At 67.3% G+C, this 24,113-nt stretch carries 23 protein-coding genes; 14 read left to right on the forward strand and 9 right to left on the reverse strand.

Going from position 1 to position 24,113, the window contains the following annotated elements; translation table 11 throughout:
- The 5 genes from ACR80S_RS00150 (at position 1) to ACR80S_RS00170 (ending at position 5,778) form a co-directional block, all read left to right on the forward strand.
- A complete protein-coding gene (locus ACR80S_RS00150) occupies positions 1-1,194 on the forward strand; it encodes a class I SAM-dependent rRNA methyltransferase (protein ID WP_435402235.1) in 1,194 nt (397 codons plus the stop codon).
- Position 1,195: 1 nt separating this feature from the next.
- Positions 1,196-1,513, forward strand: a complete 318-nt coding sequence (locus ACR80S_RS00155; RefSeq protein ID WP_435401222.1) for a putative signal transducing protein — start codon at positions 1,196-1,198, stop codon at positions 1,511-1,513.
- A gap of 175 nt (positions 1,514-1,688) precedes the next feature.
- Positions 1,689-2,714 carry a tryptophan--tRNA ligase gene (locus tag ACR80S_RS00160; RefSeq protein ID WP_435402236.1) on the forward strand — a complete coding sequence of 342 codons (1,026 nt, stop codon included), beginning with the start codon at positions 1,689-1,691 and terminating at the stop codon, positions 2,712-2,714.
- A gap of 34 nt (positions 2,715-2,748) precedes the next feature.
- Positions 2,749-3,957, forward strand: a complete 1,209-nt coding sequence (locus tag ACR80S_RS00165) for a YeeE/YedE family protein (RefSeq protein WP_435402237.1) — start codon at positions 2,749-2,751, stop codon at positions 3,955-3,957.
- 141 nt (positions 3,958-4,098) lie between these two features.
- A complete protein-coding gene (locus tag ACR80S_RS00170) occupies positions 4,099-5,778 on the forward strand; it encodes an NAD-dependent malic enzyme (protein ID WP_435401225.1) in 1,680 nt (559 codons plus the stop codon).
- 206 nt (positions 5,779-5,984) lie between these two features.
- Here ACR80S_RS00170 and acnA read toward each other — a convergent pair whose 3' ends face one another.
- Positions 5,985-8,741, reverse strand: coding sequence for an aconitate hydratase AcnA (gene acnA, locus ACR80S_RS00175; protein ID WP_435402238.1), 2,757 nt, complete (start codon positions 8,739-8,741; stop codon positions 5,985-5,987).
- A gap of 207 nt (positions 8,742-8,948) precedes the next feature.
- Between acnA and ACR80S_RS00180 the strand changes: the two genes are divergently transcribed.
- Both ACR80S_RS00180 and trxB read left to right on the forward strand, forming a co-directional pair.
- Positions 8,949-9,170 carry a zinc ribbon domain-containing protein gene (locus tag ACR80S_RS00180; RefSeq protein WP_435401227.1) on the forward strand — a complete coding sequence of 74 codons (222 nt, stop codon included), beginning with the start codon at positions 8,949-8,951 and terminating at the stop codon, positions 9,168-9,170.
- A 68-nt stretch (positions 9,171-9,238) separates the two neighbouring features.
- On the forward strand, positions 9,239-10,189 hold the full coding sequence (gene trxB, locus ACR80S_RS00185; RefSeq protein ID WP_435401228.1) for a thioredoxin-disulfide reductase: 951 nt from the start codon (positions 9,239-9,241) through the stop codon (positions 10,187-10,189).
- 19 nt (positions 10,190-10,208) lie between these two features.
- On the opposite strand, the gene ACR80S_RS00190 is transcribed toward trxB, so the two are convergent.
- Entirely contained in the window at positions 10,209-10,454 is a 246-nt protein-coding gene (locus tag ACR80S_RS00190) for a SlyX family protein (protein WP_435402239.1), read from the reverse strand.
- Between the two features lie 92 nt (positions 10,455-10,546).
- Here ACR80S_RS00190 and ACR80S_RS00195 point away from each other — a divergent pair, with 92 nt between their 5' ends.
- Entirely contained in the window at positions 10,547-11,011 is a 465-nt protein-coding gene (locus ACR80S_RS00195; protein WP_435401230.1) for a cold-shock protein, read from the forward strand.
- An 86-nt stretch (positions 11,012-11,097) separates the two neighbouring features.
- Here ACR80S_RS00195 and ACR80S_RS00200 read toward each other — a convergent pair whose 3' ends face one another.
- The 7 genes from ACR80S_RS00200 to map all read right to left on the reverse strand — a co-directional run bounded on the left by ACR80S_RS00200 (position 11,098) and on the right by map (position 18,960).
- Positions 11,098-11,499, reverse strand: coding sequence for a hypothetical protein (locus tag ACR80S_RS00200; protein WP_435402240.1), 402 nt, complete (start codon positions 11,497-11,499; stop codon positions 11,098-11,100).
- A gap of 7 nt (positions 11,500-11,506) precedes the next feature.
- Positions 11,507-12,679, reverse strand: a complete 1,173-nt coding sequence (gene dapE / locus ACR80S_RS00205; protein ID WP_435402241.1) for a succinyl-diaminopimelate desuccinylase — start codon at positions 12,677-12,679, stop codon at positions 11,507-11,509.
- Complete coding sequence (dapD, locus tag ACR80S_RS00210) at positions 12,666-13,691, reverse strand: 2,3,4,5-tetrahydropyridine-2,6-dicarboxylate N-succinyltransferase (RefSeq protein ID WP_435401233.1); 1,026 nt, start codon at positions 13,689-13,691, stop codon at positions 12,666-12,668. Before dapD ends, dapE begins: the two co-directional genes overlap by 14 nt.
- An 80-nt stretch (positions 13,692-13,771) precedes the next feature.
- On the reverse strand, positions 13,772-14,116 hold the full coding sequence (locus ACR80S_RS00215; RefSeq protein ID WP_435401234.1) for an arsenate reductase: 345 nt from the start codon (positions 14,114-14,116) through the stop codon (positions 13,772-13,774).
- A complete protein-coding gene (gene dapC / locus ACR80S_RS00220) occupies positions 14,116-15,369 on the reverse strand; it encodes a succinyldiaminopimelate transaminase (RefSeq protein ID WP_435401235.1) in 1,254 nt (417 codons plus the stop codon). Before dapC ends, ACR80S_RS00215 begins: the two co-directional genes overlap by 1 nt.
- 113 nt (positions 15,370-15,482) lie before the next feature.
- Positions 15,483-18,164 (reverse strand): [protein-PII] uridylyltransferase, encoded by a 2,682-nt coding sequence (locus ACR80S_RS00225; RefSeq protein WP_435402242.1) that lies wholly within the window; start codon positions 18,162-18,164, stop codon positions 15,483-15,485.
- Positions 18,165-18,168: 4 nt separating this feature from the next.
- On the reverse strand, positions 18,169-18,960 hold the full coding sequence (gene map, locus ACR80S_RS00230; RefSeq protein WP_435401237.1) for a type I methionyl aminopeptidase: 792 nt from the start codon (positions 18,958-18,960) through the stop codon (positions 18,169-18,171).
- 310 nt (positions 18,961-19,270) lie between these two features.
- On the opposite strand from map, the gene rpsB reads away from it, so the two are divergent.
- The 6 genes from rpsB (at position 19,271) to ACR80S_RS00260 (ending at position 24,113) form a co-directional block, all read left to right on the forward strand.
- Positions 19,271-20,017, forward strand: a complete 747-nt coding sequence (rpsB, locus tag ACR80S_RS00235) for a 30S ribosomal protein S2 (RefSeq protein ID WP_435402243.1) — start codon at positions 19,271-19,273, stop codon at positions 20,015-20,017.
- Positions 20,018-20,163: 146 nt separating this feature from the next.
- Complete coding sequence (gene tsf / locus ACR80S_RS00240; protein WP_435401239.1) at positions 20,164-21,033, forward strand: translation elongation factor Ts; 870 nt, start codon at positions 20,164-20,166, stop codon at positions 21,031-21,033.
- A 109-nt stretch (positions 21,034-21,142) separates the two neighbouring features.
- Positions 21,143-21,904, forward strand: a complete 762-nt coding sequence (gene pyrH / locus ACR80S_RS00245) for a UMP kinase (protein ID WP_290784176.1) — start codon at positions 21,143-21,145, stop codon at positions 21,902-21,904.
- A 4-nt stretch (positions 21,905-21,908) separates the two neighbouring features.
- A complete protein-coding gene (frr, locus tag ACR80S_RS00250; RefSeq protein WP_435401240.1) occupies positions 21,909-22,466 on the forward strand; it encodes a ribosome recycling factor in 558 nt (185 codons plus the stop codon).
- A 68-nt stretch (positions 22,467-22,534) separates the two neighbouring features.
- On the forward strand, positions 22,535-23,323 hold the full coding sequence (gene uppS / locus ACR80S_RS00255) for a polyprenyl diphosphate synthase (protein ID WP_435401241.1): 789 nt from the start codon (positions 22,535-22,537) through the stop codon (positions 23,321-23,323).
- Positions 23,316-24,113 carry a phosphatidate cytidylyltransferase gene (locus ACR80S_RS00260; RefSeq protein ID WP_435401242.1) on the forward strand — a complete coding sequence of 266 codons (798 nt, stop codon included), beginning with the start codon at positions 23,316-23,318 and terminating at the stop codon, positions 24,111-24,113. The genes uppS and ACR80S_RS00260 overlap by 8 nt, the downstream gene beginning before the upstream one ends.

The raw sequence follows: 24,113 nt of genomic DNA on the forward strand, positions 1-24,113 counted from the left end.
ATGACCCTGTCCTCCCTGCGCCTGAAGAAGCACGCCGACCGCCGCCTCAAGGCCGGTCACCTGTGGCTCTACTCCAACGAGATCGATATCGACACCACCCCGCTCAAGGGCCTCGAGCTCGGCCAGCAGGTGGTGGTGGAGGCCGCCAACGGCAAGGCGCTGGGCGTGGCCTACGTCAATCCAAACTCGCTGATCTGCGCGCGGCTGGTCTCCCGCGAGCCGACCCAGGGGCTCGACCGCTCGCTGCTGGTGCATCGCCTCAACCAGGCCCTGGCCCTTCGCCAGCGCTTGTTCTCCGCCCCCTACTATCGGCTGGTGCACGGCGAGGGCGACCTGCTGCCCGGGCTGGTGATCGACCGTTTCGGCGACACCCTGGTGGTGCAGCTCAACACCGCCGGCATGCAGGCGGTGCTGCCCGAGCTGCTCGACGCCCTGGACAAGGTGCTCGCGCCGACCACGGTGGTGCTGCGCAACGACACCAGCGGCCGTCGCCAGGAGGGCCTCGAGCTCGGCGTCGAGGTGGTCAAGGGCGAGGTGAGTGAGCCGGTGCTGCTGGAGGAGAACGGCGTGCGCTTCACCGCCCCGGTGCTCGACGGCCAGAAGACCGGCTGGTTCTATGACCACCGCGTCAACCGCGCCTGGCTCAACCAGTTCGTGGCCGGCAAGCGGGTGCTGGACCTGTTCAGCTACGTGGGCGGCTGGGGCGTTCAGGCCGCGGCCAGCGGCGCCAGCGAGGTCCTCTGCGTGGACTCCTCCGCGGCGGCGCTTGCGCGCGTCGCCGAGAACGCCGCTCTCAACGGCCTGCACGAGCAGGTGTCGGTGGGCGAGGGCGACGCCTTCGAGGCACTGGCGGCCCTCAAGGCCGACGGCGAGGAGTTCGACGTGGTGATCCTCGACCCGCCGGCCTTCATCAAGAAGCGCAAGGACATCCCCAACGGCGAGCGCGCCTATGGCAAGCTCAACCGGGATGCGATCCGGCTGCTGGGCCGCGACGGCCTGCTGCTGTCGGCGTCGTGCTCCATGCACCTGGCGCCGGAGCGGCTGGTGGACGTGGTGCGGGGCGCGGTGCGCCACCAGGACCGCCACGGGCAGATCCTCTTCCAGGGCCATCAGGGACCGGACCATCCGGTGCACCCGGCGATCCCCGAGACCAGCTATCTCAAGGCCCTGGGCGTGCGCGTCTTCCGGGATTGACGTGAGCGTCAAGTCGGTGCGGGTCTTCGCCCACTCCAATGCGCTGCTGGTCAGCCATGTGCGCAACCTGCTGGAGGCGGCGGGCATCCCCACCCAGCTTCGCAACATGACCCTGGGCGGCGGCGCCGGCGAGTTGCCGCTGGGGGAGTGCGAGCCCGAGGTGTGGGTGAAGCCCCACAACCGCGAGCGCGCCGAGACCCTGATCCGTCAGGCCCTGGCCGGTGAGAGTGTGGCGCCGGCCTGGCGTTGCCCCGGCTGTGGCGAGCCTCAGGAGGGCGTCTTCGAGGCCTGCTGGCACTGCGGCTCAGGGCGCCCGTGAGAAGCCTTGGCAGGGGCCTCATCGATGGTTCGGCACGTCGGGGCCTGGCGTCCGACTCGCCCCGATCTTGCCGGCCAGGTCCACGGGTGTCGTGAGACGGTGAGGCTCGGTCGCCATGTGGGGGGCCGCGCGTTACCATAGTCGGCATTTCCGAACAGCAGAGTCCGCCTACCCCATGAGTGCAGCTTCCGAGAAGACCCGCGTTCTCACCGGCATCACCACCACCGGCACCCCCCACCTGGGCAACTATGTCGGCGCCATCAAGCCTGCCATCGAGGCGAGTCAGGACCCGAACGTGCAGTCCTACTATTTCCTGGCCGACCTGCATGCGCTGATCAAGTGCCAGGACCCGCGCCGGGTGCAGGAGTCGCGCCTGGAGATCGCCGCCACCTGGCTGGCGCTGGGGCTGGATACCGACAACGCCATTTTCTACCAGCAGTCCGACATTCCCGAGATTCCCGAGCTGACCTGGATGCTATCCTGCGTCTGCGCCAAGGGACTGATGAACCGGGCTCACGCCTACAAGGCCGCGGTGGCGGAGAACGAGGCCGCCGACAACCAGGACCCGGACAAGGGCATCACCATGGGCCTGTTCGGCTACCCAGTGCTGATGGCCGCCGACATCCTGATGTTCAATGCCAATCGGGTGCCGGTGGGTCGCGACCAGATCCAGCATATCGAGATGGCCCGGGATATTGCCGGGCGCTTCAACCACCTCTACAAGGGGGCGTACTTCACCCTGCCCGAGGCGGTGGTTGACGAGAAGGTTGAGGTGCTTGGCGGCCTGGACGGCCGCAAGATGTCCAAGAGCTACCACAACACCATCCCGCTGTTCGTCGCCGAGAAGAAGCTGCAGAAACTGGTGCGCAAGATCAAGACCAACTCCCTGGAGCCCGGCGAGCCCAAGGACCCGGACACCTGCACGCTGTTCCAGATCTACGCCGCCTTCGCCACGGTGGAGGAGGCCGCCGCCATGCGCGCCGAGTACGCCAACGGCATCGGCTGGGGCGAGGCCAAGAATCGGGTCTTCGAGTACGTAAACGAGCACCTTCGCGAACCGCGGGAGCGCTATCAGGCGCTGATGGAGGATCCGGGCCATATCGAAGCGGTGCTGAAGAAGGGCGCTGAGCGCGCCCGCGCCGAGGCGGCCCCCTTCATGGACCACCTGCGCCAGGCGGTGGGCCTGGGCCGCTTCGTCTGACCCCTGACCCCTGACGATAACGAGAGGGCACGCCATGAGTGAGCTCACCCTGACGCAACGTATCCAACTTTCCGTGCCCGTGGTGGCGGCAGGTGCCCTGCTGCTGGGGGCCCTGGCCGTGGGGGCAGTCTTCGGTGCGCGCCTCGGCGCGCTGATGGTGGTGGGCGGCCTGCTGGGCATGGTGCTCTACCATGCCGCCTTCGGGTTTACCGCCGCCTGGCGGGTGTTCATCACCGAGCGCCGCGGCCGCGGCCTGCGCGCCCAGATGGTGATGCTCGCCATCGCCGTGCTGCTGTTCTTTCCGGCCCTGGGCGCTGGCTCCCTGTTCGGCAGCCCGGTGTACGGCTATGTGGCACCGGTCGGCGTCTCGGTGGTTGTCGGTGCCTTCCTGTTCGGGATCGGCATGCAGCTTGGCGGTGGCTGTGCCTCCGGTACCCTGTTCACCGCCGGTGGCGGCAACGCCCGCATGCTGATTACCCTGCTGTTCTTCATCGTCGGCTCGGTGATCGGCACGGCCCACTTCGCCTGGTGGCAGAGCCTGCCCGCCTTCCAGCCGGTATCGCTGGTCAACGAATTCGGCGCCGGTGGCGGCATCGTGGTGAGCCTTCTGCTGTTTACCGCCATCGCCGCCTTCACCGTAATGATGGAGAAGCGCCGCCACGGCCAGCTCGAACAGGCACCACGGATCGATGTCGGCAACCGTCGTTGGCTCACCGGCCCCTGGCCGCTGCTGTTCGGTGCCGTGGCCCTGGCGTTGCTCAACTACGCCACCCTGGCCCTGGCCGGCCGCCCCTGGGGGATCACCGGCGCCTTCGCCCTGTGGGGCGCCAAGGGCTTCGAAGCGCTGGGCGGTGATGTCAGCCAGTGGGGCTACTGGCAGTCATCGTGGAATGCGGCCGCACTGGAAGCTTCCATCTGGCGCGACATCACTAGTGTGATGAACATCGGCATCCTGATCGGGGCGCTGCTGGCGGCCTCGCTGGCCGGCAAGTTCGCCCCCAGCTTCCGCATTCCGGCGAAATCGGTACTGGCGGCGGTGATCGGCGGCCTCATGCTCGGCTATGGGGCACGCCTGGCCTTCGGCTGCAATATCGGCGCCTACTTCAGCGGTATCGCCTCCGGCAGCCTTCACGGCTGGGTGTGGCTGGTGGCGGCCTTCGCCGGCAACATGCTCGGGGTGAAGTTGCGCCCCGTCTTCTTCGCGGGCGAGGCCGGCCGCCTGCCCACGACGAAGGGTGGCTGAACCGCGCCAGCGAAGGGTGATTTACGCGTGATTTCGCGCCACGGCCCCGGTCGGGGCGCGGTCGTATCGGGCGTGATAGAGTGTCGACAGGCGCCGCCAGAGCGCCAATGGCTCGTTCCAGTCACCGAATCGAGAGCAGAGATGACCACCGAAACCAAGCGTCCCCTCTATATTCCCTACGCCGGCCCTCCGCTGCTGGAGATGCCGCTGCTCAACAAGGGCAGCGCCTTCAGCCAGGAGGAGCGCATCGAATTCAACCTGATTGGCCTGCTGCCGCAGTGCGTGGAGTCCATCGAGGAGCAGGTGGAACGGGCCTACCGACAGTATCGCCAGTGCCAGAATGACCTGGACAAGCACATCTACCTGCGCGCCATCCAGGACGACAACGAGACCCTCTTCTTCCGCCTGGTCTCCGAGCACCTGGCGGAGATGCTGCCGATCATCTACACCCCCACGGTGGGCAAGGCGTGTCAGGAATTCTCCAACATCTATCGCAATCACCGCGGGCTCTTTATCGCCTACCCCGATCGCGATCGCATGGAAGACATCCTGCACAGCTCCACCAAGGACCGCGTCAAGGTGATCGTGGTCACCGACGGTGAGCGCATCCTCGGCTTGGGCGATCAGGGCATCGGCGGCATGGGCATCCCCATCGGCAAGCTGGCGCTCTATACCGCCTGTGGCGGCATCAGCCCCGCCTACACCCAGCCGATCATGCTCGACGTGGGCACTAACAACCCGGCGCTGCTCGACGACCCCATGTACATGGGCTGGCGCCACCCACGCATCTCCCAGGAGGAGTACGACGCCTTCGTCGATCAGTTCATCGACGCCGTCAAGCGCCGCTGGCCCAATGTGCTGCTCCAGTTCGAGGACTTCGCCCAGGCCAATGCCATGCCGCTGCTCGAGCGCTATCGCGATGAGCTGTGCTGCTTCAACGATGACGTCCAGGGCACCGCCTCGGTGGTGGTGGGCACACTGATGGCGGCCTGCGAGGCCCGCGACGAGGGCATCGGCCAACAGCGGGTCATGTTCGTGGGTGCCGGTTCCGCCGGCTGCGGCATCGCCGAGCAGGTGGTGGTGGCCATGCAGGCCGAGGGACTCGCCGAGAAGGAGGCCCGAGCGAGGGTGTTCATGATGGACCGAGAGGGGCTGGTCACCTCCAACCAGACCTGGCTGCGCGACTTCCAGTCCCGTCTGGCCCAGGCCCCGACGCTCACCGAGGGCTGGCAGGGGCAGGAGCTGGTGGAGACCATCCGCCGGGTCAGGCCCACGGTACTGATCGGTGTCTGCGGGCGGCCGGGCATCTTCACCGAGGAGGTGGTGCGCACCATGCACGCTGGCTGCGAGACGCCGGTGATCATGCCGCTCTCCAACCCAACCTCCCAGGCCGAGGCGCTACCCGAGGATGTGATCCGCTGGACCGAGGGGGCAGCCCTGGTGGCCACCGGTAGCCCCTTCCCGCCGGTGTCGTATGGTGGGCAGACCTACCCCATCGCCCAGTGCAACAACGCCTATATCTTTCCGGGCATCGGGCTGGGGGTGGTGGCGGCCGGGGCGAAACGGGTGACCGACGACATGCTGATGGCGGCCTCCCGGGCGCTGGCCCGGGAGGCACCCATCGTCAAGGAGGGGGAGGGCGCGCTGCTGCCGCCGCTGGCCAAGATCCGCGAGCTCTCCAAGGCCATTGCCTTCGACGTGGCCGCCCAGGCCCAGGGCGAAGGCATGGCGCTGAAGACCAACGGCACCAAGCTGCGTGCGGCCATCGAGCGCAGCTGCTGGACGCCGGAGTATCGCCTCTATCGCCGCCGCTCGTTCTGAGTCGATCCCTGCACGAGAAAGGCCCCGCCGGGTATCCGGCGGGGCCTTTGTGAGTTCCTACACCCAAGAGAAGCTCAAGGCTATTTCGAGGACAGGCCTGTTCGGGGGGGCTGTGAACCCATCCCTGGGCGCTACCCATGCCATCCCTGGCATAGTACCCCCTCTCCGACCTGTCCCCGATGCCTTTCGCAGTCAGACCGGTCCGATCATGCCGCGCCGATCATCTTGCGCAGCACATAGTGGAGGATGCCGCCGTGGCGGTAGTACTCCAGCTCGTTGGCGGTATCGATGCGGCACAGCGCTTCGACCTTCTTCTCACCCTTGTCGGACCTCACGGTGACGGTGACCTTTCCGCCGGGGGTGAGCTCGGCGAGCCCCGCGATGGAGATCGACTCGTCGCCGGTAAGGCCCAGAGTCTGGCGGCTCTCGCCCTCGGGGAACTGCAGCGGCACCACGCCCATGCCGATCAGGTTGGAGCGGTGGATGCGCTCATAGGATTCGGCCAGCACCGCGCGTACGCCGAGCAGGCGGGTACCCTTGGCGGCCCAGTCGCGGCTGGAGCCGGTGCCGTACTCCTTGCCGGCGATCACCACCAGCGGCGTAGCCTCTTCCTGATAGCGCATGGCGGCGTCATAGATCGCCATCTGCTCGCCCGAGGGCACGTGGCGTGTCTCGCCGCCGACCACGCCGTCGAGCATCTCGTTTCTGATGCGCACGTTGGCGAAGGTGCCGCGCATCATGATCTCGTGGTTGCCGCGGCGTGAGCCATAGGAGTTGAAGTCCACCGGCTTGACCCCGCGCTCCTGCAGGTAGCGTCCGGCGGGACTGTCCGGCTTGATGGCACCGGCCGGCGAGATATGGTCGGTGGTCACCGAGTCGCCGAGCAGGGCGAGTATCCGGGCATCCTCGACGTCCTCGATGGCGTCGGGCTCGCGACCCATGCCCTCGAAGAAAGGGGGGTGCTGGATATAGGTGGAGTCCCTCGACCACTGGTAGACCTTGCTCTGGGGCACCTCGATGGCCTGCCAGACGTCGTCTCCCTCGAACACTTCGGCGTACTCCTTGTGGAACATCCCGGTGTTGACCCTGGCTACCGCCTCGGCGATCTCCGCCTGGCTGGGCCAGATGTCCTTGAGGTAGACCGGCGCGCCGTCCTTGCCGGTGCCGATGGGGTCCTTCGTCAGGTCGCAGCGCACGTTGCCGGCCAGGGCGTAGGCCACCACCAGCGGGGGCGAGGCGAGCCAGTTGGTCTTGACCAGCGGATGCACGCGGCCCTCGAAGTTGCGGTTACCCGAGAGCACCGAGGCCACGGCGAGGTCGCCCGCTTCGATCGCCTTCTCGATCGCCTCCGGTAGCGGGCCGGAGTTGCCGATGCAGGTGGTGCAGCCGTAGCCCACCAGGTGGAACCCCAGGGCGTCGAGGTCCTCGTTGAAGCCGGCAGCGGCCAGGTAGTCGGTGACCACCTTGGAGCCGGGGGCGAGGGAGGTCTTCACCCAGGGCCGGGTATCGAGCCCCTTCTCGCGGGCCTTCCGCGCCACCAGGCCGGCGGCCATCATCACGCTGGGGTTGGAGGTGTTGGTGCAGGAGGTGATGGCGGCGATCACCACGTCGCCCGGGTCGAGCTTGAACCGCCTGCCGTCCAGGTCGATGTCCTGGCTGTCGTGGTGCTCGTAGCTCTCCTCGACGCCCACGGCAGTCTGGCCGCCCTCGGACATCAGCTTCCCCTTTTCCTCCGTGCGCTCGGGTGAGGAGGGTGCCTTGGCGTCATCCTCCATGACCTTCTCGAAGGCGGCCCGCATGTCGCCGAGGGCCACACGGTCCTGGGGACGCTTGGGGCCGGCGAGGCTGGCCACTACCTCGCCCATGTCCAGCGTCAGGGTGTCGCTGAAGACCGGCTCCGCGCCGGGTTCGCGCCACAGCCCCTGGGCCTTGCTGTAGGCCTCCACCAGGGCCACCTGGGCGTCGTCGCGACCGGTCAGCCGAAGGTAGTTGAGGGTCTCGTCGTCAACCGGGAAGAAGCCGCAGGTGGCGCCATACTCCGGGGCCATGTTGGCGATGGTGGCGCGGTCGGCCAGCGGCAGGTCATCGAGGCCGTCGCCGTAGAATTCGACGAACTTGCCCACCACGCCCTTCTTGCGCAGCATCTCGGTCACCGTCAGCACCAGGTCGGTGGCGGTGATGCCCTCCTTGAGCTTGCCGGTGAGTTTGAAGCCGATCACCTCGGGAATCAGCATCGAGACCGGCTGGCCGAGCATGGCGGCTTCGGCCTCGATGCCGCCCACGCCCCAGCCGAGCACGCCCAGGCCGTTGATCATGGTGGTGTGGGAGTCGGTGCCCACCAGGGTGTCGGGGTAGGCGAAGGTCTTACCCTCCTCCTCCCTGGTCCACACCGTCCTGCCCAGGTACTCCAGGTTGACCTGGTGGCAGATACCGGTGCCGGGCGGCACCACGCTGAAGTTGTCGAAGGCCTGCTGGCCCCAGCGCAGGAACTCGTAGCGCTCGTGGTTGCGCTCCATCTCGATGGCGACGTTGTCCCGGAACGCCGAGGCGTTACCGAAGTTGTCGACCATCACCGAGTGGTCGATCACCAGGTCCACCGGGGAGAGCGGGTTGATGCGCGCCGGGTCTTCGCCCAGCGCCTCGACGGCGGCGCGCATGGAGGCGAGATCCACCACGCCGGGTACGCCGGTGAAGTCCTGCATCAGCACCCGCGCCGGGCGGTAGCCGATCTCGCGGTCGGAGCGGGCCTCCTGCTGCCAGTCGACCAGCGCCTGCATGTCCTCGCGGGAGACGCTGTCGTCATCGGCGTAGCGCAGCTGATTCTCCAGCAGGATCTTCAGGGTCATGGGCAGCCGATCAATGCTGCCCAGTGCTTCGGCGGCCTTCGCCAGGCTGTGATAGTGAAAGGTGCGGCCGCCGGCCTCCAGCGTCTGCAGAATATCCTTGGGTGTCTCGGTGCTCATCTGTGCCTCCTCTGGCGGAGAGTGAACGAACCTTCCTGGTCGTCTATCTGACTTGGTCATGATAGGCGCCATTTTCAAGCGTTGCCCGGCGTGAATGAGGGAGTCGCCTTGAAAACCGATCGTGCTGGGTCCATATCAGCTGGGTTACCAGCGTGTTCAGAATGGCACGATGCCATGACCGCCGGGTGACCGGCACCAGGAGGCACCATGCATGAGGAACAACTGGCATCGAGTCGGGTGCACTGCCCCTACTGCGATGCCCCCTTCGACCTGCTGGTGGATGCCTCCGAGGGCAGCCATGTCACCTGGGAGGATTGCCATGTCTGCTGTGCGCCGATCCAGGTGAGGATCGAGGTGCCCTTCGGCGATGATCTCGACGCCGAGGCGGGCTTCAACCTGACGCTGGGGCGCGACGACGAGGTGCTCTAGGCGCCCGCCTTGGCTGCTACAATGGCGCCACTGACTGACCGAGATCACCCCTAGCCACGAGGTTACTCATGAGCGATGCGCGTCACGAACGCCTGATCATCCTGGGTTCGGGCCCGGCGGGCTATACCGCCGCGGTCTATGCGGCCCGCGCCAACCTGGAGCCGGTGCTGATCACCGGCATTCAGGCGGGCGGCCAGCTGACCACCACCACCGATGTGGATAACTGGCCGGGCGACGATGCCGGCGTGCAGGGCCCGGAGCTGATGGAGCGCATGAAGCGCCACGCCGAGCGATTCGATACCGAGGTGCTGTTCGACCATATCCATGAGGTGGAGCTGCGCGAGCGTCCCTTCACCCTCAAGGGCGACAGCGGTACCTACACCTGCGATGCGCTGATCATCGCCACCGGGGCCAGCGCCCGCTACCTGGGACTCCCCTCCGAGCAGCAGTTCATGGGCCAGGGGGTCTCGGCCTGCGCCACCTGCGATGGCTTCTTCTACCGCAACCAGGAAGTGGTGGTGGTGGGCGGCGGCAACACCGCCGTGGAGGAGGCGCTCTACCTGGCCAACATCGCCTCGAAGGTGACCCTGGTGCACCGCCGCGACAGCCTGCGCGCCGAGAAGATCCTCCAGGACAAGCTCTTCCAGAAGGCCGAGGAGGGCAAGGTGGTACTGGAGTGGCACCACACTCTGGACGAGGTGCTCGGGGACAACACCGGCGTGACCGGGGTGCGCATCCGGTCCACCGAAACCGGAGAGAGCAAGGAATTGACGGCGCCGGGCGTGTTCATCGCCATCGGCCACAGCCCCAACACCGGCATCTTCGAGGGCCAGTTGGAGATGAGCGGCGGTTACATCAAGGTGAAATCCGGCCTGGATGGCAACGCCACCACCACCAGCGTGTCTGGCGTGTTCGCCGCCGGCGATGTCATGGACCACGTCTACCGCCAGGCGATCACCTCCGCCGGCAGCGGCTGCATGGCTGCGCTGGACGCCGAGCGCTACCTGGACGAGCTGTAACTTTCACGAACCATGGCCCTCAATAATGCGGCGGCACCTCATCCGCGGGGCCGGGCGCCGTCGCATCGCCCTCCAGCAGTGCCCGCTGCTGGTCGCGCAGCTTCTCCTGCATCAGGTCGTTGATCCGCTCCAGTCGGGTGAGCCGCCGCTCCTGGGTGGCGACGGCCTCGTCCAGGGTGTCCAGCCATTGCTCCTGAAAGGCGATCCGGCTCTCCAGCGCCTCGAGGCGCTCGGCGAGGGCACCGGACGGCCGATGCGTGCTCATGCTAGAATCTTTTCGCTGCGTGTCATCGTTCATCGTGGCACCTCCCCGTGGTTGTCTATTACGTTCATCCAACAAGAGAGTCACTCGAGTCCATGAATCGAAAGGTCATGTTTCGTTGCAGCCTGGTCAGCCTGCTGCTGGCCGCCCCCGCGCCGCTGTTGATTGCCCTGTTCGTGCATCTCGCCGGCGGCGATCTCGCCGAGGCGCTGTTTGCCAGCCTCGAGATCGGCGGCATCGCCGTGGTCTACGTCGCCGCGGCCCTGGCGGTCTTCCTGATGTTGCTGATCGCCACCCTGGCGGTCAACGTACTCACCCCGCAACTGGTCAATCTGGCCGACGTCGAGAACGACGATCGTGAGATCGGCGAGGTGAAATGGTTCAACGTCAACAAGGGGTATGGCTTCATCACCCGCGACAGCGGGGAGGATGTCTTCGTCCACTTCCGCGCCATCCGCGGCCGCGGTCACCGCACCTTGGCCGAGGGCCAGAAAGTGCGCTACCACATCATCGAGAATGAGAGGGGGTTGCAGGCCGACGACGTCACTGTCATCACCTGAACACGGCCCGTACCACGACAGCGCCCCGCCATTGTGCGGGGCGCTGTCGTTTGAGCAAGGGGTTGTTGTACCAGCGGGGCCAGGCATCAGTGCCCCGAGTCCGGCCAGTCGATCTCGGCCTCGCTGCCGTCGGGCAGCACTCGCAGGAAGCGGTCCGGGTCGTCGCCGGGGTGCCAGCTGCCCAGCGAGCAGCGTACCTCGCAGCCCAGGCGGGTGGCGGCGGCGCGGGCGCAGGCGGCATCGTTCTCCCAGGGCGTGGCGGGGCTGTTGAACCACAGGCTGGCGAAGCCGTCGGCGGCCTTCTCCACCAGCAGGACCGGGACCTCCTCGCCGTCGTGATGGCCGCGGGTGCGCCACTGGCCCTTGCCGGCGGGCGCCAGGGGCTCGGCGTCGATGGCCGCCCCCAGCCACTCGCCGAGTGCCTCGAAGGGGGCCTTGGCCAGGTAGATCTCGATATCGGGGTAGCGCGGTTGACTGTCGGATGTCATGTCGGCCTCAGGGTCGGGCACTGCCGTTGATGAACAGGTGCTTCAGGATCGCCTCGTAGACACGGCTCAGCTCGTCCAGGTCGGCGGCACGGATGCGCTCGTTGACCTGGTGAATGGTGGCATTGAGCGGGCCCAGCTCCACCACCTGGCTGCCCAGGGTGGCGATGAACCGGCCATCTGATGTACCCCCCGAGGTGGAGAGCTCGGGCCGATGCCCCATCACCTCCTCCACGCCGAGCACGGCGGCCTCGACCAGCTCGCCCTCGGCGGTGAGGAAGGGCTCGCCGTTCAACGTCCAATCCAGCTGGTACTCGAGGCCGTGGGCGTCGAGGATCGCCGCGGTGCGGCTTCGCAGCTGCTCGTGGGTCACCTCGGTGGAGAAGCGGAAGTTGAACACTACCTCCACCTCGCCGGGGATGACGTTGGTGGCGCCGGTGCCGGAGCGGATGTTGGAGACCTGGAAGCTCGTGGCCGGGAAGAAGTCGTTGCCGGCGTCCCAGTGTTCACGGGTCAGGGCGTCCAGGGCCGGCATCGCCTGGTGGATGGGGTTGCGCGCCAGGTGCGGGTAGGCCACGTGGCCCTGAACGCCCCGGATGTGCAGCACCCCGCCCAGGGAGCCGCGCCGACCGTTCTTGATCACGTCGCCGAGCCGCGCGGTGGAGGAGGGTTCGCCGACGATGCAGTAGTCGAGCCGCTCATGGCGCTCGCGCAGGTGCTCGACCACGGCGCGGGTGCCATCCACCGCGGGCCCCTCCTCGTCGGAGGTGATCAGGAAGCCGATCTGGCCGTGGTGGTCCGGGTGGGCGGTCACGAAGCGCTCCACGGCGGTGACCATGGCCGCCAGGCTGCCCTTCATGTCGGCGGCGCCGCGCCCCCTGAGCATGCCCTCATCGTCGATGCAGGGCTCGAAGGGGGGGAAATCCCAGCGGGTAGGCGGGCCGCTGGGCACCACGTCGGTGTGGCCGGCGAAGGCCAGCAGCGGGCCGTGGTGGCCGCGCGTGGCCCAGACGTTATCCACGTCGCCGAAGGGCAGGCGCTCGATATGAAAACCGAGCGCGGCGAGGCGCTCGATCATCAGCGCCTGGCAGCCCAGGTCATCCGGGGTCACCGAGGGACGCCGCAGCAGCTCGAAGGCAAGCTGCAGGGTCGGGGAGAGACCGGACGGATCAGTTGTGGGCATGCAGCGCCTCGTTGAGCGCGATGGCGCTCTTGTTGGTCAGGCACTCGATGCGGCCGTTGCGGGAGTTGCGGCGCAGCAGTAGATCGTCCTGGCCGGCCAGCTCGCGGGCGGCCACGGTCCTGACCTCCTGGCCCTGGTCATCGAGCAGGGCGACCTTGGCGCCGGCGGTGAGGTAGAGGCCCGCCTCCACGGTGCAGCGGTCGCCCAGGGGGATGCCGATGCCGGCGTTGGCACCGATCAGACAGCCCTCGCCCACCTTGATGACGATGTTGCCGCCGCCGGAGAGGGTGCCCATGGTGGAGCAGCCACCCCCCAGGTCCGAGCCCTTGCCGACCATCACGCCGGCGGAGATGCGGCCCTCGATCATGCCGGGACCCTCGGTGCCGGCGTTGAAGTTGACGAAGCCCTCGTGCATCACCGTGGTGCCCTCGCCCAGGTAGGCGCCCAGACGCACCCGGGCGGTGTCGGCGATGCGCACGCCGCCCGGCACCACGTAGTCGGTCATCTTCGGGAACTTGTCGACGCAGTCCACCGAGAGGGTGCGGCCGGCGAGGCGCGCCTTGAGGCGGCGGGCGGGCAGCTCCTCGATGTCGATGGGGCCCTCGCTGGTCCAGGCCACGTTGCGCAGCAGGCCGAACATGCCGGTGAGGTCGAGGTCGTGGGGCTTCACCAGGCGGTGGGAAAGCAGGTGCAGCTTGAGGTAGACCTCGGGCGCCGACTCGGGCGCGGCGTCCTGAGCCAGGAACATGGCCACCAGCGGGCGTTGGCTTGCAGCCAGCGACTCGGCCAGATCGGCCTGGTCGGCGTGGCCGGCCTCGCGCAGGGCGGCCGCCAGCTCGGCACACTGCTCGGGCAGGAAGCTCACCGCGGCGCTGCCGGCGGGGGCGTCGAGCACCTTAGCGGCGGCTTCCACCAGGCTGGCCTCGGGGGCGAGCAGGGGGGCGGGATAGTAGATTTCCAGCCAGTCGCCCTGGGTGTTCTGGGTGCCGATGCCGAGTGCAAAGCTGTGCATGTCTGTGTCCTTGTGGAGGTGGCGGATCTGATGGCGGCCGGGCCGTCTGCAGGGCGTCCCGGCGATGTGTTCGGGGTGGCCTAGCCGGCCAGGGCGTCGTAGTCACCGTCGCGGTAGCCGACGAGGATCTCGTCGCCGGTGTCGAGCAGCGGACGCTTGAGCAGGGTGGGATGGGCGAGCATCAGCTCGCGGGCCATGTTGGCGTCCACCGCCTGCTTCTCCTCGTCGGGGAGGTTGCGCCAGGTGGTGCTGCGCTTGTTGAGAGCCTCCATGACCGGCACCCTCTCGAGGAGATGTTCCAGCAGGGCGGCGGAGAGGCCGTCCTCGCGCAGGTCGTGGAAATGGTAGGGAACGCCGGAGCCGTCCATCGCCTTGCGGGCGCGGCGGCAGGTGTCGCAGTTCTTGATGCCATACAAGGTGAACATCATAGCCTCCTCTCGATGAAGCGTCGCAGGCGGCGAGCCGCCTCCACGGTGGCCTCCACCTCGGCAACGAGCGCCAGGCGAATCCGCCCAGCGCCGGGGTTGGTGCCATAGGTACCGGGGCGCCCCATCCTGTCGTCGGCAGCGGGACGACCCATCCTGTCGTCGGCAGCGGGACGACCCATATAGGAACCGGGGAGCACACTGACGTGCTCCTCGGCGAAGAGCGCCCGGGTGAAGGCCTCGTCATCGCCGCCGGGCACCGCCGGCCATAGGTAGAAGCTCGCCTCGGGGGCGGGGAAGTCCATCACCGGGGCGAGGATCTCGGTTACCGCGGCGAATGTCTCTCGATAGGCGTCGCGGTTGGCGCGCACGTGGGCCTCGTCGTTCCAGGCGGTGATCGAGGCGTGCTGCACCGGCAGTGCCATGGCGCAGCCGTGGTAGGTGCGGTAGCGCTTGAAGGGGGCGACCAGCGCGGCGTCGCCGGCCACGAAGCCGGAGCGCAGTCCAGGCAGGTTGGAGCGCTTGGAGAGCGAATGGAACACCAGGCAGCGCCGGAAGTCGTGGCGGCCCAGCTGGGCACAGGCCTCCAGCAGCCCGGCCGGCGGGGCGGCCTCGTCCAGGTAGAGCTCCGAGTAGCACTCGTCCGAGGCGATGAGGAAATCGAACTCGTCGGCGAGCTCGATCAGCCTGTGGAACTCGGCCAGCGGCGTCACCGCGCCGGTGGGGTTGCCTGGGGAGCAGACAAAGACGATCTGCACCTGGCGCCAGGTCTCGGCGGGCACGGCGTCGAAGTCGGGCCGAAAGCCGCTCTCGGCGGTGCAGTCCAGGTAGAGCGGCTCGCCGCCGGCCAGCAGGGTGGCGCCCTCGTAGATCTGGTAGAAGGGATTGGGCATGGCCACCTTGGCGGGGCGGGTACGGTCCAGCGTCGCCTGGACGAAGGCGAAGATCGCCTCCCGGGTACCGTTCACCGGCAGCACCTGGGCCTCCGGGTCGAGGCCTTCGAGCCCGAAGCGTCGCGTCGCCCAGCCGCCGATCGCCGCGCGCAGTTCGGGAAGCCCGGCGGTGGCCGGGTAGCGGGCGAACTCGGCCTGGTGTTCCACCAGAGTCGCCAGCGCCGCTGGGAAGGGCGCGTGCTGGGGTTCGCCGATGGTGAGCGGCACGTGGGCCAGCCCCTCTGGGGGCATCACGCCGGCCTTGAGGGCGGCGAGCTTCTCGAAGGGGTAAGGCTTGAGGGCGTCGAGATCGGGGTTCATGGGTATCCAGGCGCGCCTCGCCGGCCGGGGCCTCGGGCGTCGTTGTGGTGAATCTTGGTCGTGCTCGGAAGGGGCTTGATTATAGGGAAGCCCGGAGAAGGCCTCAAACGCGGCTAGCCCGACACATCCAGCACCTCGACGAGTCGCTGGCGCAGCTGCGACTGGCGCTCCGGGTCGGTGAGGGGCCGCCCGGCCTTGTCGGTGATGAAGAAGACGTCCTCCACCTTCTCGCCCAGGGTCGCGATCTTGGCCGCGGAGAGGGCGATGTCCTGTTCCATGAAGATGCGCCCCACCCGGGCCAGCAGGCCGGGTCGATCGGGGGCGATCAGCTCCAGCAGGGTGCGTTCGTTGGCCGGATCCTGCTCGATGGTCACCTCGGTAGGCACCCGGAAGTGGCGCAGCTGGCGGGGGGTGTGGCGAGTGACGATCTCGGGGTAGTCGTCCGGGTCATCGAGCTCCTCCACCAGATGGGCGCGGAACTCCTCGATGCGCGCCGGGTCGCGAATCGCCTGACCATGGTCGTCGAGCACGATGAAGGTGTTGAGCGTCCAGTCGTTGCTGGAGGTGGCGATGCGGGCGTCGTGGATGGAGAGGCCGAGCTGGTCGAGTGCCGCGGCGGTGGCGGCGAAGAGGTCGTCCACCGAGCGGGTGTGGATGAAGACCTTGGTGCCCCCCTCGGCCATGCCGTCGGCCGGGGCGCTGATCAGGATCAGCGGCAGCTGGCTGCCGCCGTGGGCCAGGATGCCCTGGGTCTGCCAGGCGATCTCGCTGGGGGCGTATTGCAGGAAGTACTCCTCGCCCAGCGACTCCCACAGCTGCTCCACGTTGGCCATGTCGGCGCCTACCGCGGCGAGCAGCGACAGCGCCTCGCCGCGGGTCTCGTTGACCCAGTCGTCGCGCTCCAGCGGGTTCTCGAGGCCGCGGCGCAGGGCACGCTTGGTCTCGGCGTGGAGCTGGCGCAACAGCGAGGCGCGCCAGCCGTTCCACAGCGTCGGGTTGGTGGCGTTGATGTCGGCCACGGTGAGCACGTAGAGGTAGTCGAGGCGGGTTTCGTCGCCCACCAGGCGGGCGAAGTCGGCGATCACATCGGGGTCGGTGGTATCGCGCTTCTGGGCCACCATCGACATGGTCAGGTGGTGCTCCACCAGCCAGCTCACCAGGCGGGTGTCGCGGGTCGAGAGGCCGTGGCGCTCGGCGAAGACCTCGACGTCCCGGGCACCGAGTAGCGAGTGGTCGCCGCCGCGCCCCTTGCCGATATCATGATAGAGCCCGGCGATCCACAACAGCTCCAGCTTGGGCAGCTGATGGACGACATTGGCGGCCACCGGGAAGGTCTCGCGGGCCTCGGGCTTGCGAAAGCCGTGAATGAACTTCAGCAGCCGCAGGGTGTGGGCGTCGACCGTGTAGATGTGGAAGAGATCATGCTGCATCAGCCCCACGGCGCGGCCGAACTCCGGCAGGTACTTGCCCAGCACCCCGTAGCGGTTCATGCGGCGCAGCTGGCGCGCCACGTTGCCGCCGGAGCGCAGCAGCTCCATGAACAGGCTCTGGTGGCGCACATCGTCCCGGTAGAGGTCGTCGATCAGGTGGCGGTGGTCCCGGATCAGGCGGATGGTGTCGGCACGGACGCCCTCGATCTCCGGGTGCTCGGCCATCAGCAGGAAGAGCTCCAGCAGCGCCGCGGGACGGTCGCGGAAGACGTTGCGCGAGCGGGCCTGGATGTAGCCGCCGCGTATTTCGAAGCGGTCGTTGAGCCCGGTGGTCTCGAGTTCCTCCCCGGCGTGGAGGATCGCCTCGTCGAAGTGCTGCAGCAGCATGTCGTTGAGCCCGGCCAGGGCCGTCACGTGGCGGTAGTAGCGCTTCATGAACTGTTCGACGGCGAGGCGCTCCGGACTGTCGCGGTAACCGAACAGCTCGGCGATGGTGCGCTGGTGGTCGAACTGCAGGCGGTCCTCGGCGCGGCCAGTGAGCATGTGCAGGGCGTAGCGCACCTGCCACAGGAAGGCCTGGCCCTGGCTGAGGATGCGCAGTTCGGGGTCGTTCATGAAGCCGTTGGCGACCAGGTCCTCGTAGCGCTGGCTGCCGAAGTGACGCTTGGCCACCCACCCGATCATCTGGATGTCGCGCAGGCCCCCGGGGGAGCTCTTGATGTTGGGCTCGAGATGGTACTCGGAGTTGTTGAAGCGGTGGTGGCGGCTGATCTGCTCCTGCCACTTGGCCTCGAAGAAGCGGTCGGCGGGCCACAGCCGCGCGGGCGCGAGGCGCGCCTTCATGGCCCCGCGCAGGGACTCCGGGCCGGCAATGGTGCGGCTCTCCAGGAGGTTGGTGATCACCGTGACGTCGGCACCGGCCTCGCGTTCACAGTCGGCAAGGGACCTGACGCTGTGGCCGATCTCCAGGCCGATGTCCCACAGGAAGGTGATGAAGGCGGTCAGCGACTCCCGGTAGGGGGCATCGTCGTCGTGCTCGAGCAGCAGCAGCAGGTCGACGTCGGAGTGGGGGTGCAGCTCGCCTCGGCCGTAGCCGCCGACCGCCAGCAGGGCCACGCCGTCGTCGGGCCACTCATGCTGCTCCCAGGCTACCGCCAGCAGCCGGTCCAGGCACCAGGCGCGGCCGTGGATCAGGTCGCGGATGTCGGCGCCCTCCCGGAAGCGCTCGTCGAGGCGGTCCTGGATCTCGCGCAGCGCCGCCTTGAAGGGGGCGATGGGCGAGCGGCTGCCCTCCAGTTCGGCGCGGAAGGCCTCGGTGTCGAACAGGCTATCGTCGGGAGAGAAGCGGTAGTGGTGGAGCAGCATGGTGTCAGCGCTCGAGGAAGGCGAGGTCTTCGTCGTGGCGCGCGGTGAGCACCTCGACGCCGGTGTCGGTCACCAGCAGGGTGTGCTCCCACTGGGCGGAGAGGCTGCGGTCCTTGGTGATGGCGGTCCAGCCGTCGCGCAGTACCTTGGTGCGGGCGTCACCGACGTTGATCATCGGCTCGATGGTGAAGCACATGCCGGCGGCCAGCTCGATGTCTGCCCCGGGGGCGTAGCCGTCGTAGTGCAGCACCTGGGGCTCCTCGTGGAAGCCGGCGCCGATGCCGTGGCCGCAGAAGTCACGTACCACCGAGTAGCCGCTGGCCTCGGCGTGGCCCTGGATGGCACGGGCCAGCTCGGAGAGGCGCGCGCCCGGGCGCACCAGGGCGATGCTGCGGTAGAGGCACTCCTGGGTGACGCGACACAGCCGCTCGCCCTGGATGGTCTCGCCGATCACGAACATCACGCTGGAGTCGCCGTGGTAGCCATCGGCAGTCTTCACGGTGATGTCCAGGTTCATGATGTCGCCCTTCTTCAGCGACTTGTTGTCGTCGGGAATGCCGTGGCACACCACGTGGTTGATGGAGGTGCATACCGCCTTGGGGAAGCCGTGGTAGTTGAGCGGGGCGGGGGTGGAGCCGAGTTCGTCGACGATATAGGCGTGGCAGCGGCGGTCGATCTCGCCGGTGGTGATGCCGGCCTTGACGAAGGGGGTGATCATCTCCAGCACGCTGGCGGCCTGCCGGCCCGCCTCGCGCATCTTCTCGATCTCGTCGGGCGTCTTGATGGGTACGTTCATGGAATCTCGAGGGTGGGGGTGGGGTCGCTCGGGCAGCTTAAGCCGGGCGACTTCAACTTGCGGATGATCCATGGTATAAAGCTGCGCGCCTTCCTGCAATCGCCCGTCCTTACCGCCCACCCACGTCGAGGTTTCGCCGTGACGGCTGCGCGGAGTTCGGCAACAGGAGTGGCGTCAATCAATGCAACGCCTTGAATACACACACGCACCGGCACATGGTCCCGGGTGCTGCCGTGGTCATCACGCGATGATGCGGCGGTCGGATCCATGGGGTGCGTGGAGGCCTAACCCGATTTATCAGGAGTCATCCATGGCACACGTCAACATGCGTGACCTGCTCAAGGCAGGCGCTCACTTCGGTCACCAGACCAAATACTGGAACCCGAAGATGAGCAAGTTCATCTTCGGCGCCCGTAACAAGATCCACATCATCAACCTCGAGCATACCTTGCCGGCCCTGAACGAGGCCATCGAGGTGGTCGAGAAGATGGCCGCGTCCAACAACAAGGTCATGTTCGTCGGCACCAAACGCAGCGCCAGCAAGATCATCAAGGAAGAGGCCCGGCGCGCCGGTCAGCCCTACGTCAATCACCGCTGGCTGGGTGGCATGCTGACCAACTACAAGACCATCCGCCAGTCCATCAAGCGGCTGCGCGACCTCGAGACCATGCGCGAGGACGGCACCTTCGAGAAGTTGACCAAGAAGGAAGTCCTGATGGCGACCCGCGAGCAGGACAAGCTCGAGCGTTCCATCGGTGGTATCAAGGAGATGGGTGGCCTGCCCGACGCCCTGTTCGTGATCGACGTCGACCATGAGCGTATCGCCATCAACGAGGCGAACAAGCTGGGCATCCCGGTCATCGGCGTGGTGGATACCAACTCCGATCCGGACGGCGTCGATTACGTGATCCCGGGCAACGATGACTCCATCCGCGCCATCCAGATCTACGTCAAGGCCATCGCCGACGCCTGCGCCCGTGCGAAGGAAGGTCGTCCCGACGAGTTCGTCGAGGTTACCGACGAGGTCGTCCAGGAAAGGGACAGCGCCGCCGAGTGATGGCGGCCCGTCTGACCGGTAGCCGGCGCTTTGGCGGCCGGCCAGACGAGAAGGGGGCCGCGGCCCCCTTTCTTCCCAGCATTCGTCGGATCCGTCGCAGCGACGGGTCCGCTATCCGTTGACACACAGATTCAGAGGTGAACCCCATGGCAGCTATCAGCGCCTCCCAGGTCAAGGAACTGCGCGAGCGTACCGGGCTCGGCATGATGGAGTGCAAGAAGGCCCTCACCGAGGCCGGCGGTGACATCGAGGTCGCCATCGAGAACCTGCGCAAGAGCTCCGGTCTCAAGGCCGCCAAGAAGGCCGACCGCACCGCCGCCGAGGGCACCGTGGTGACCCGCGTCGCCGAAGACGGCAGCTACGGTGTGATGGTCGAGATCAACTCCGAGACCGACTTCGTCGCCCGCGATGACAACTTCAAGGCCTTTGCCAACAAGATCGTCGACGCCTTCTTCGCCGCCAAGAGCGAGGACGTGGCCGCGGTCATGGCCGGTGACCTGGAAACTGCCCGCGAGCAGCTGGTGCAGAAGATCGGCGAGAACATCGGCGTGCGCCGCAGCGTCGTCGTCGAGGCCGGCGAAGGAGGCCTGGTGGGCGAGTACGTCCACGGCGGCCGCATCGGCGTGCTGACCGTGCTGAAGGGTGGCAGCGCCGAGGTGGCCAAGGACGTCGCCATGCACGTCGCCGCCATCAGCCCGGCCGTGGCGCGTCCCGAGGACATGCCTCAGGAGCAACTGGACAAGGAGAAGGAGATCATCCTCGCCCAGCCCGACATGGCCGGCAAGCCCGAGCAGATCGCCGAGAAGATGGTCCAGGGTCGCCTGAAGAAATACCTGGCCGAGAACAGCCTGACCGAGCAGCCCTTCGTCAAGAACCCGGACCAGTCCGTGGCCGAGTTCGTCAAGGCGGCCGGTGGCGAGGTCCTCGGTTTCACCCGCTTCGAGGTGGGCGAGGGCATCGAGAAGGCCGAGGTCGACTTCGCCAAGGAAGTGATGGAACAGGCCAAGCGCAGCTGAGGTCAGACGTTCCCGAAGGATGATGGCGTGCGCGCGAGCGCACGCCTTCGCGTATCCGGCCGACGCACCGGCCACCCGACATGCCACCGCTGATGCCCAGGAGAGAGCCATGCCTACCACCGATCACGTCGAGACGCCGCCCAAGGCCCGCTCCGAGAAGTCGAAATACAAGCGAATCCTGCTCAAGCTCTCCGGCGAAGCGTTGACCGGCGATGCCGAGTTTGGCATCGACCCCAAGGTGCTGGATCGCCTGGCCCTGGAGATCGGCCAGCTCGTCGGGATCGGGGTGCAGGTCGGCATCGTGGTCGGTGGCGGCAACCTGTTCCGCGGTGCCGCCCTGCACGCGGCGGGCATGGACCGGGTCACCGGCGACCACATGGGCATGCTGGCCACGGTGATGAACGCCCTGGCCATGCGCGACGCCCTGGAGCGCTCCAATATCCGCTCCCGGGTGATGTCCGCCATCCCCATGAGCGGCGTGGTGGAGCACTACGATCGACGCACCGCCATCCGCTATCTCACCTCCGGGGATGTGGTACTGTTCTCCGCCGGTACCGGCAATCCCTTCTTCACCACCGACTCCGCGGCCTGCCTGCGCGGGATCGAGATCGACGCCGACGTGGTGGTCAAGGCCACCAAGGTGGACGGGGTCTACGACAAGGACCCGGTCAAGCATGCCGATGCGGTCAAGTACGATCAACTCAGCTATGACGATGCCCTGGACCAGAAGCTCGGCATCATGGATTTGACCGCCATCTGCCTGGTGCGTGACCATGACATGCCGGTCCGCGTCTTCAACATGAACAAGCCCGGCGCCCTGCTCAATCTGGTAGTGGGCGGCGAGGAAGGCACGCTGATAGACAGAGGTTGACATTGTGATCAATGACATCAAGAAGGATGCGGAAGCCCGCATGAAGAAGAGCGTTGAAGCTCTTCACGGAAACCTGAACAAGATCCGGACCGGGCGTGCCCACTCCAGCATCCTGGATTCGGTCACCGTGGACTACTACGGCAGCCAGGTACCCCTGAACCAGGTGGCCAACATCAACACCGAGGACGCTCGCACCCTCTCGGTGGTGCCTTGGGAGCAGAGCATGGTGCCCAAGGTCGAGAAGGCCATCATGACCTCCGATCTTGGCTTGAACCCCTCGACCGCCGGCAACAACATTCGCGTGCCGATGCCGATGCTCACCGAGGAGACCCGCAAGGGCTACATCAAGCAGGCGCGCGCTGAAGCCGAGCACGCCCGCGTGGCGGTGCGCAACGTGCGTCGCGATGCCAACGGCGATATCAAGTCGCTGCTCAAGGAGAAGGAGATCTCCGAAGACGAGCAGCACCAGGCCGAGGACGACATCCAGAAACTGACGGACAGGTACATCGCCGAGGTCGACAAGATGCTGGAGTTGAAGGAACACGATCTCATGCAGATCTGAGGAGCGCCGGGAGGCCGCCAGGAGGGCGGCCTTCCGTCTTGTGCACCCACTCCCCGATGCGAGACCCCATGACGTCACCGCTCACCCCAGATCCCCGCGCCACGGAGGGCACGCCTGCCACCCCGGGGGGCGCGCTGCCACGCCATGTGGCAATCATCATGGACGGCAACAACCGCTGGGCGCGGGCGCGAGGCCTCTCCGGCGTGCGTGGCCACCATGCCGGCGTGGAGGCGGTACGCGCCACCATCCGCCGGGCCGCCGAGCGCGGGATCGAGACCCTGACCCTGTTCGCCTTCTCCAGCGAGAACTGGAAGCGCCCCCGGGCCGAGGTGAGCGCCCTGATGGAGCTCTTCCTGCTGGCCCTCAAGCGTGAGGTCAGCAAGCTCCATGCCAATGGTATCCGGCTCTCGGTGATCGGCGATCTCTCGGGCTTCTCGGATTCAATCCAGAAGCATATCGTCCGGGCCGAGGAGAAGACCCGTGGCAACACCCGCCTGCACCTGGTGATTGCCGCCAACTACGGCGGGCACTGGGATCTGGCTCGGGCGGCGCGCCGCCTGGGTGAACGGGTCGCCACCGGTGAGCTCGACCCCGAGGCGATTGACGAGGCTGCCTTCGCCAACGAGCTCAGCCTGGCCGAGGTGCCGCCCGTGGACCTGTGCATCCGCACCAGCGGCGAGCAGCGCATCTCCAACTTCGTGCTCTGGGAGCTGGCCTACGCCGAGCTCCACTTCACGCCATGCCTGTGGCCAGACTTCGACGCTGCCGCCCTCGACCTGGCGCTGGACGACTTCCAGCGACGCCAGAGGCGTTTCGGCATGACCGACGAACAGATCGAGGCGCAACAAGGTGCTTAGACAGCGCATCATCACCGCGGCCTGGCTGGCGCCGCTGATGCTGGCCGGCCTGTTTGGCCTGCCCGGCGGTTTCTTCGCCCTGTTCACGGCGGCCATCGTGCTGCTGGCCGGCTGGGAATGGACCAACCTGGCGGGTATCCGCCAGCGCGACCACCGCCTGCTGCTGGTGGGCGTGCTGGCCATGGCCATGCTGGTGCTGTGGCTCAGCGGCGCGGCGCTGGCCGCCTGGCCGCTGTGGCTGGGCGTCATCGGCTGGCTGGCCAACCTCTACTGGGTGGTGCACTACCCCGAGCGGAGCGGGCAGTGGCAGTCGCCCACCCGGCGCCTGGCCATGGGGGTGTGGGTGCTGCTGCCCGCCTGGGTGGGGCTCAACGTGCTGCGCGACACCGGCGCGGTGTGGCTGCTCTTCGTGCTACTGCTGGTGTGGTGTGCCGACATCGGCGCCTACTTCGCCGGCCGCGCCTTCGGCCGTCGCAAGCTGGCGCCGAAGGTAAGCCCCGGCAAGAGCTGGGAGGGCGTGGCCGGCGGCCTGGCCGCCACCGCTGCGCTGGCCGTGGTCTTCGCCGCCTGGCAGGGGCTGGGACTCGGCGGCGGGCTGGCCCTGCTGCTGGCGACCCTGGTGGTGACCCTGGTCTCGGTGCTGGGAGACCTGCTCGAGAGCATGCTCAAGCGCTATCGCGGCATCAAGGACTCCAGCCAGCTGCTGCCGGGCCACGGCGGCGTGCTCGACCGTATCGACAGCCTCACCGCGGCGCTGCCGCTGTTCGCCCTGCTGCTGGGGGTACTCTAG

Origin of the sequence: Halomonas salsilacus (assembly GCF_051216275.1) — a bacterium.
Classification (GTDB): domain Bacteria; phylum Pseudomonadota; class Gammaproteobacteria; order Pseudomonadales; family Halomonadaceae; genus Halomonas.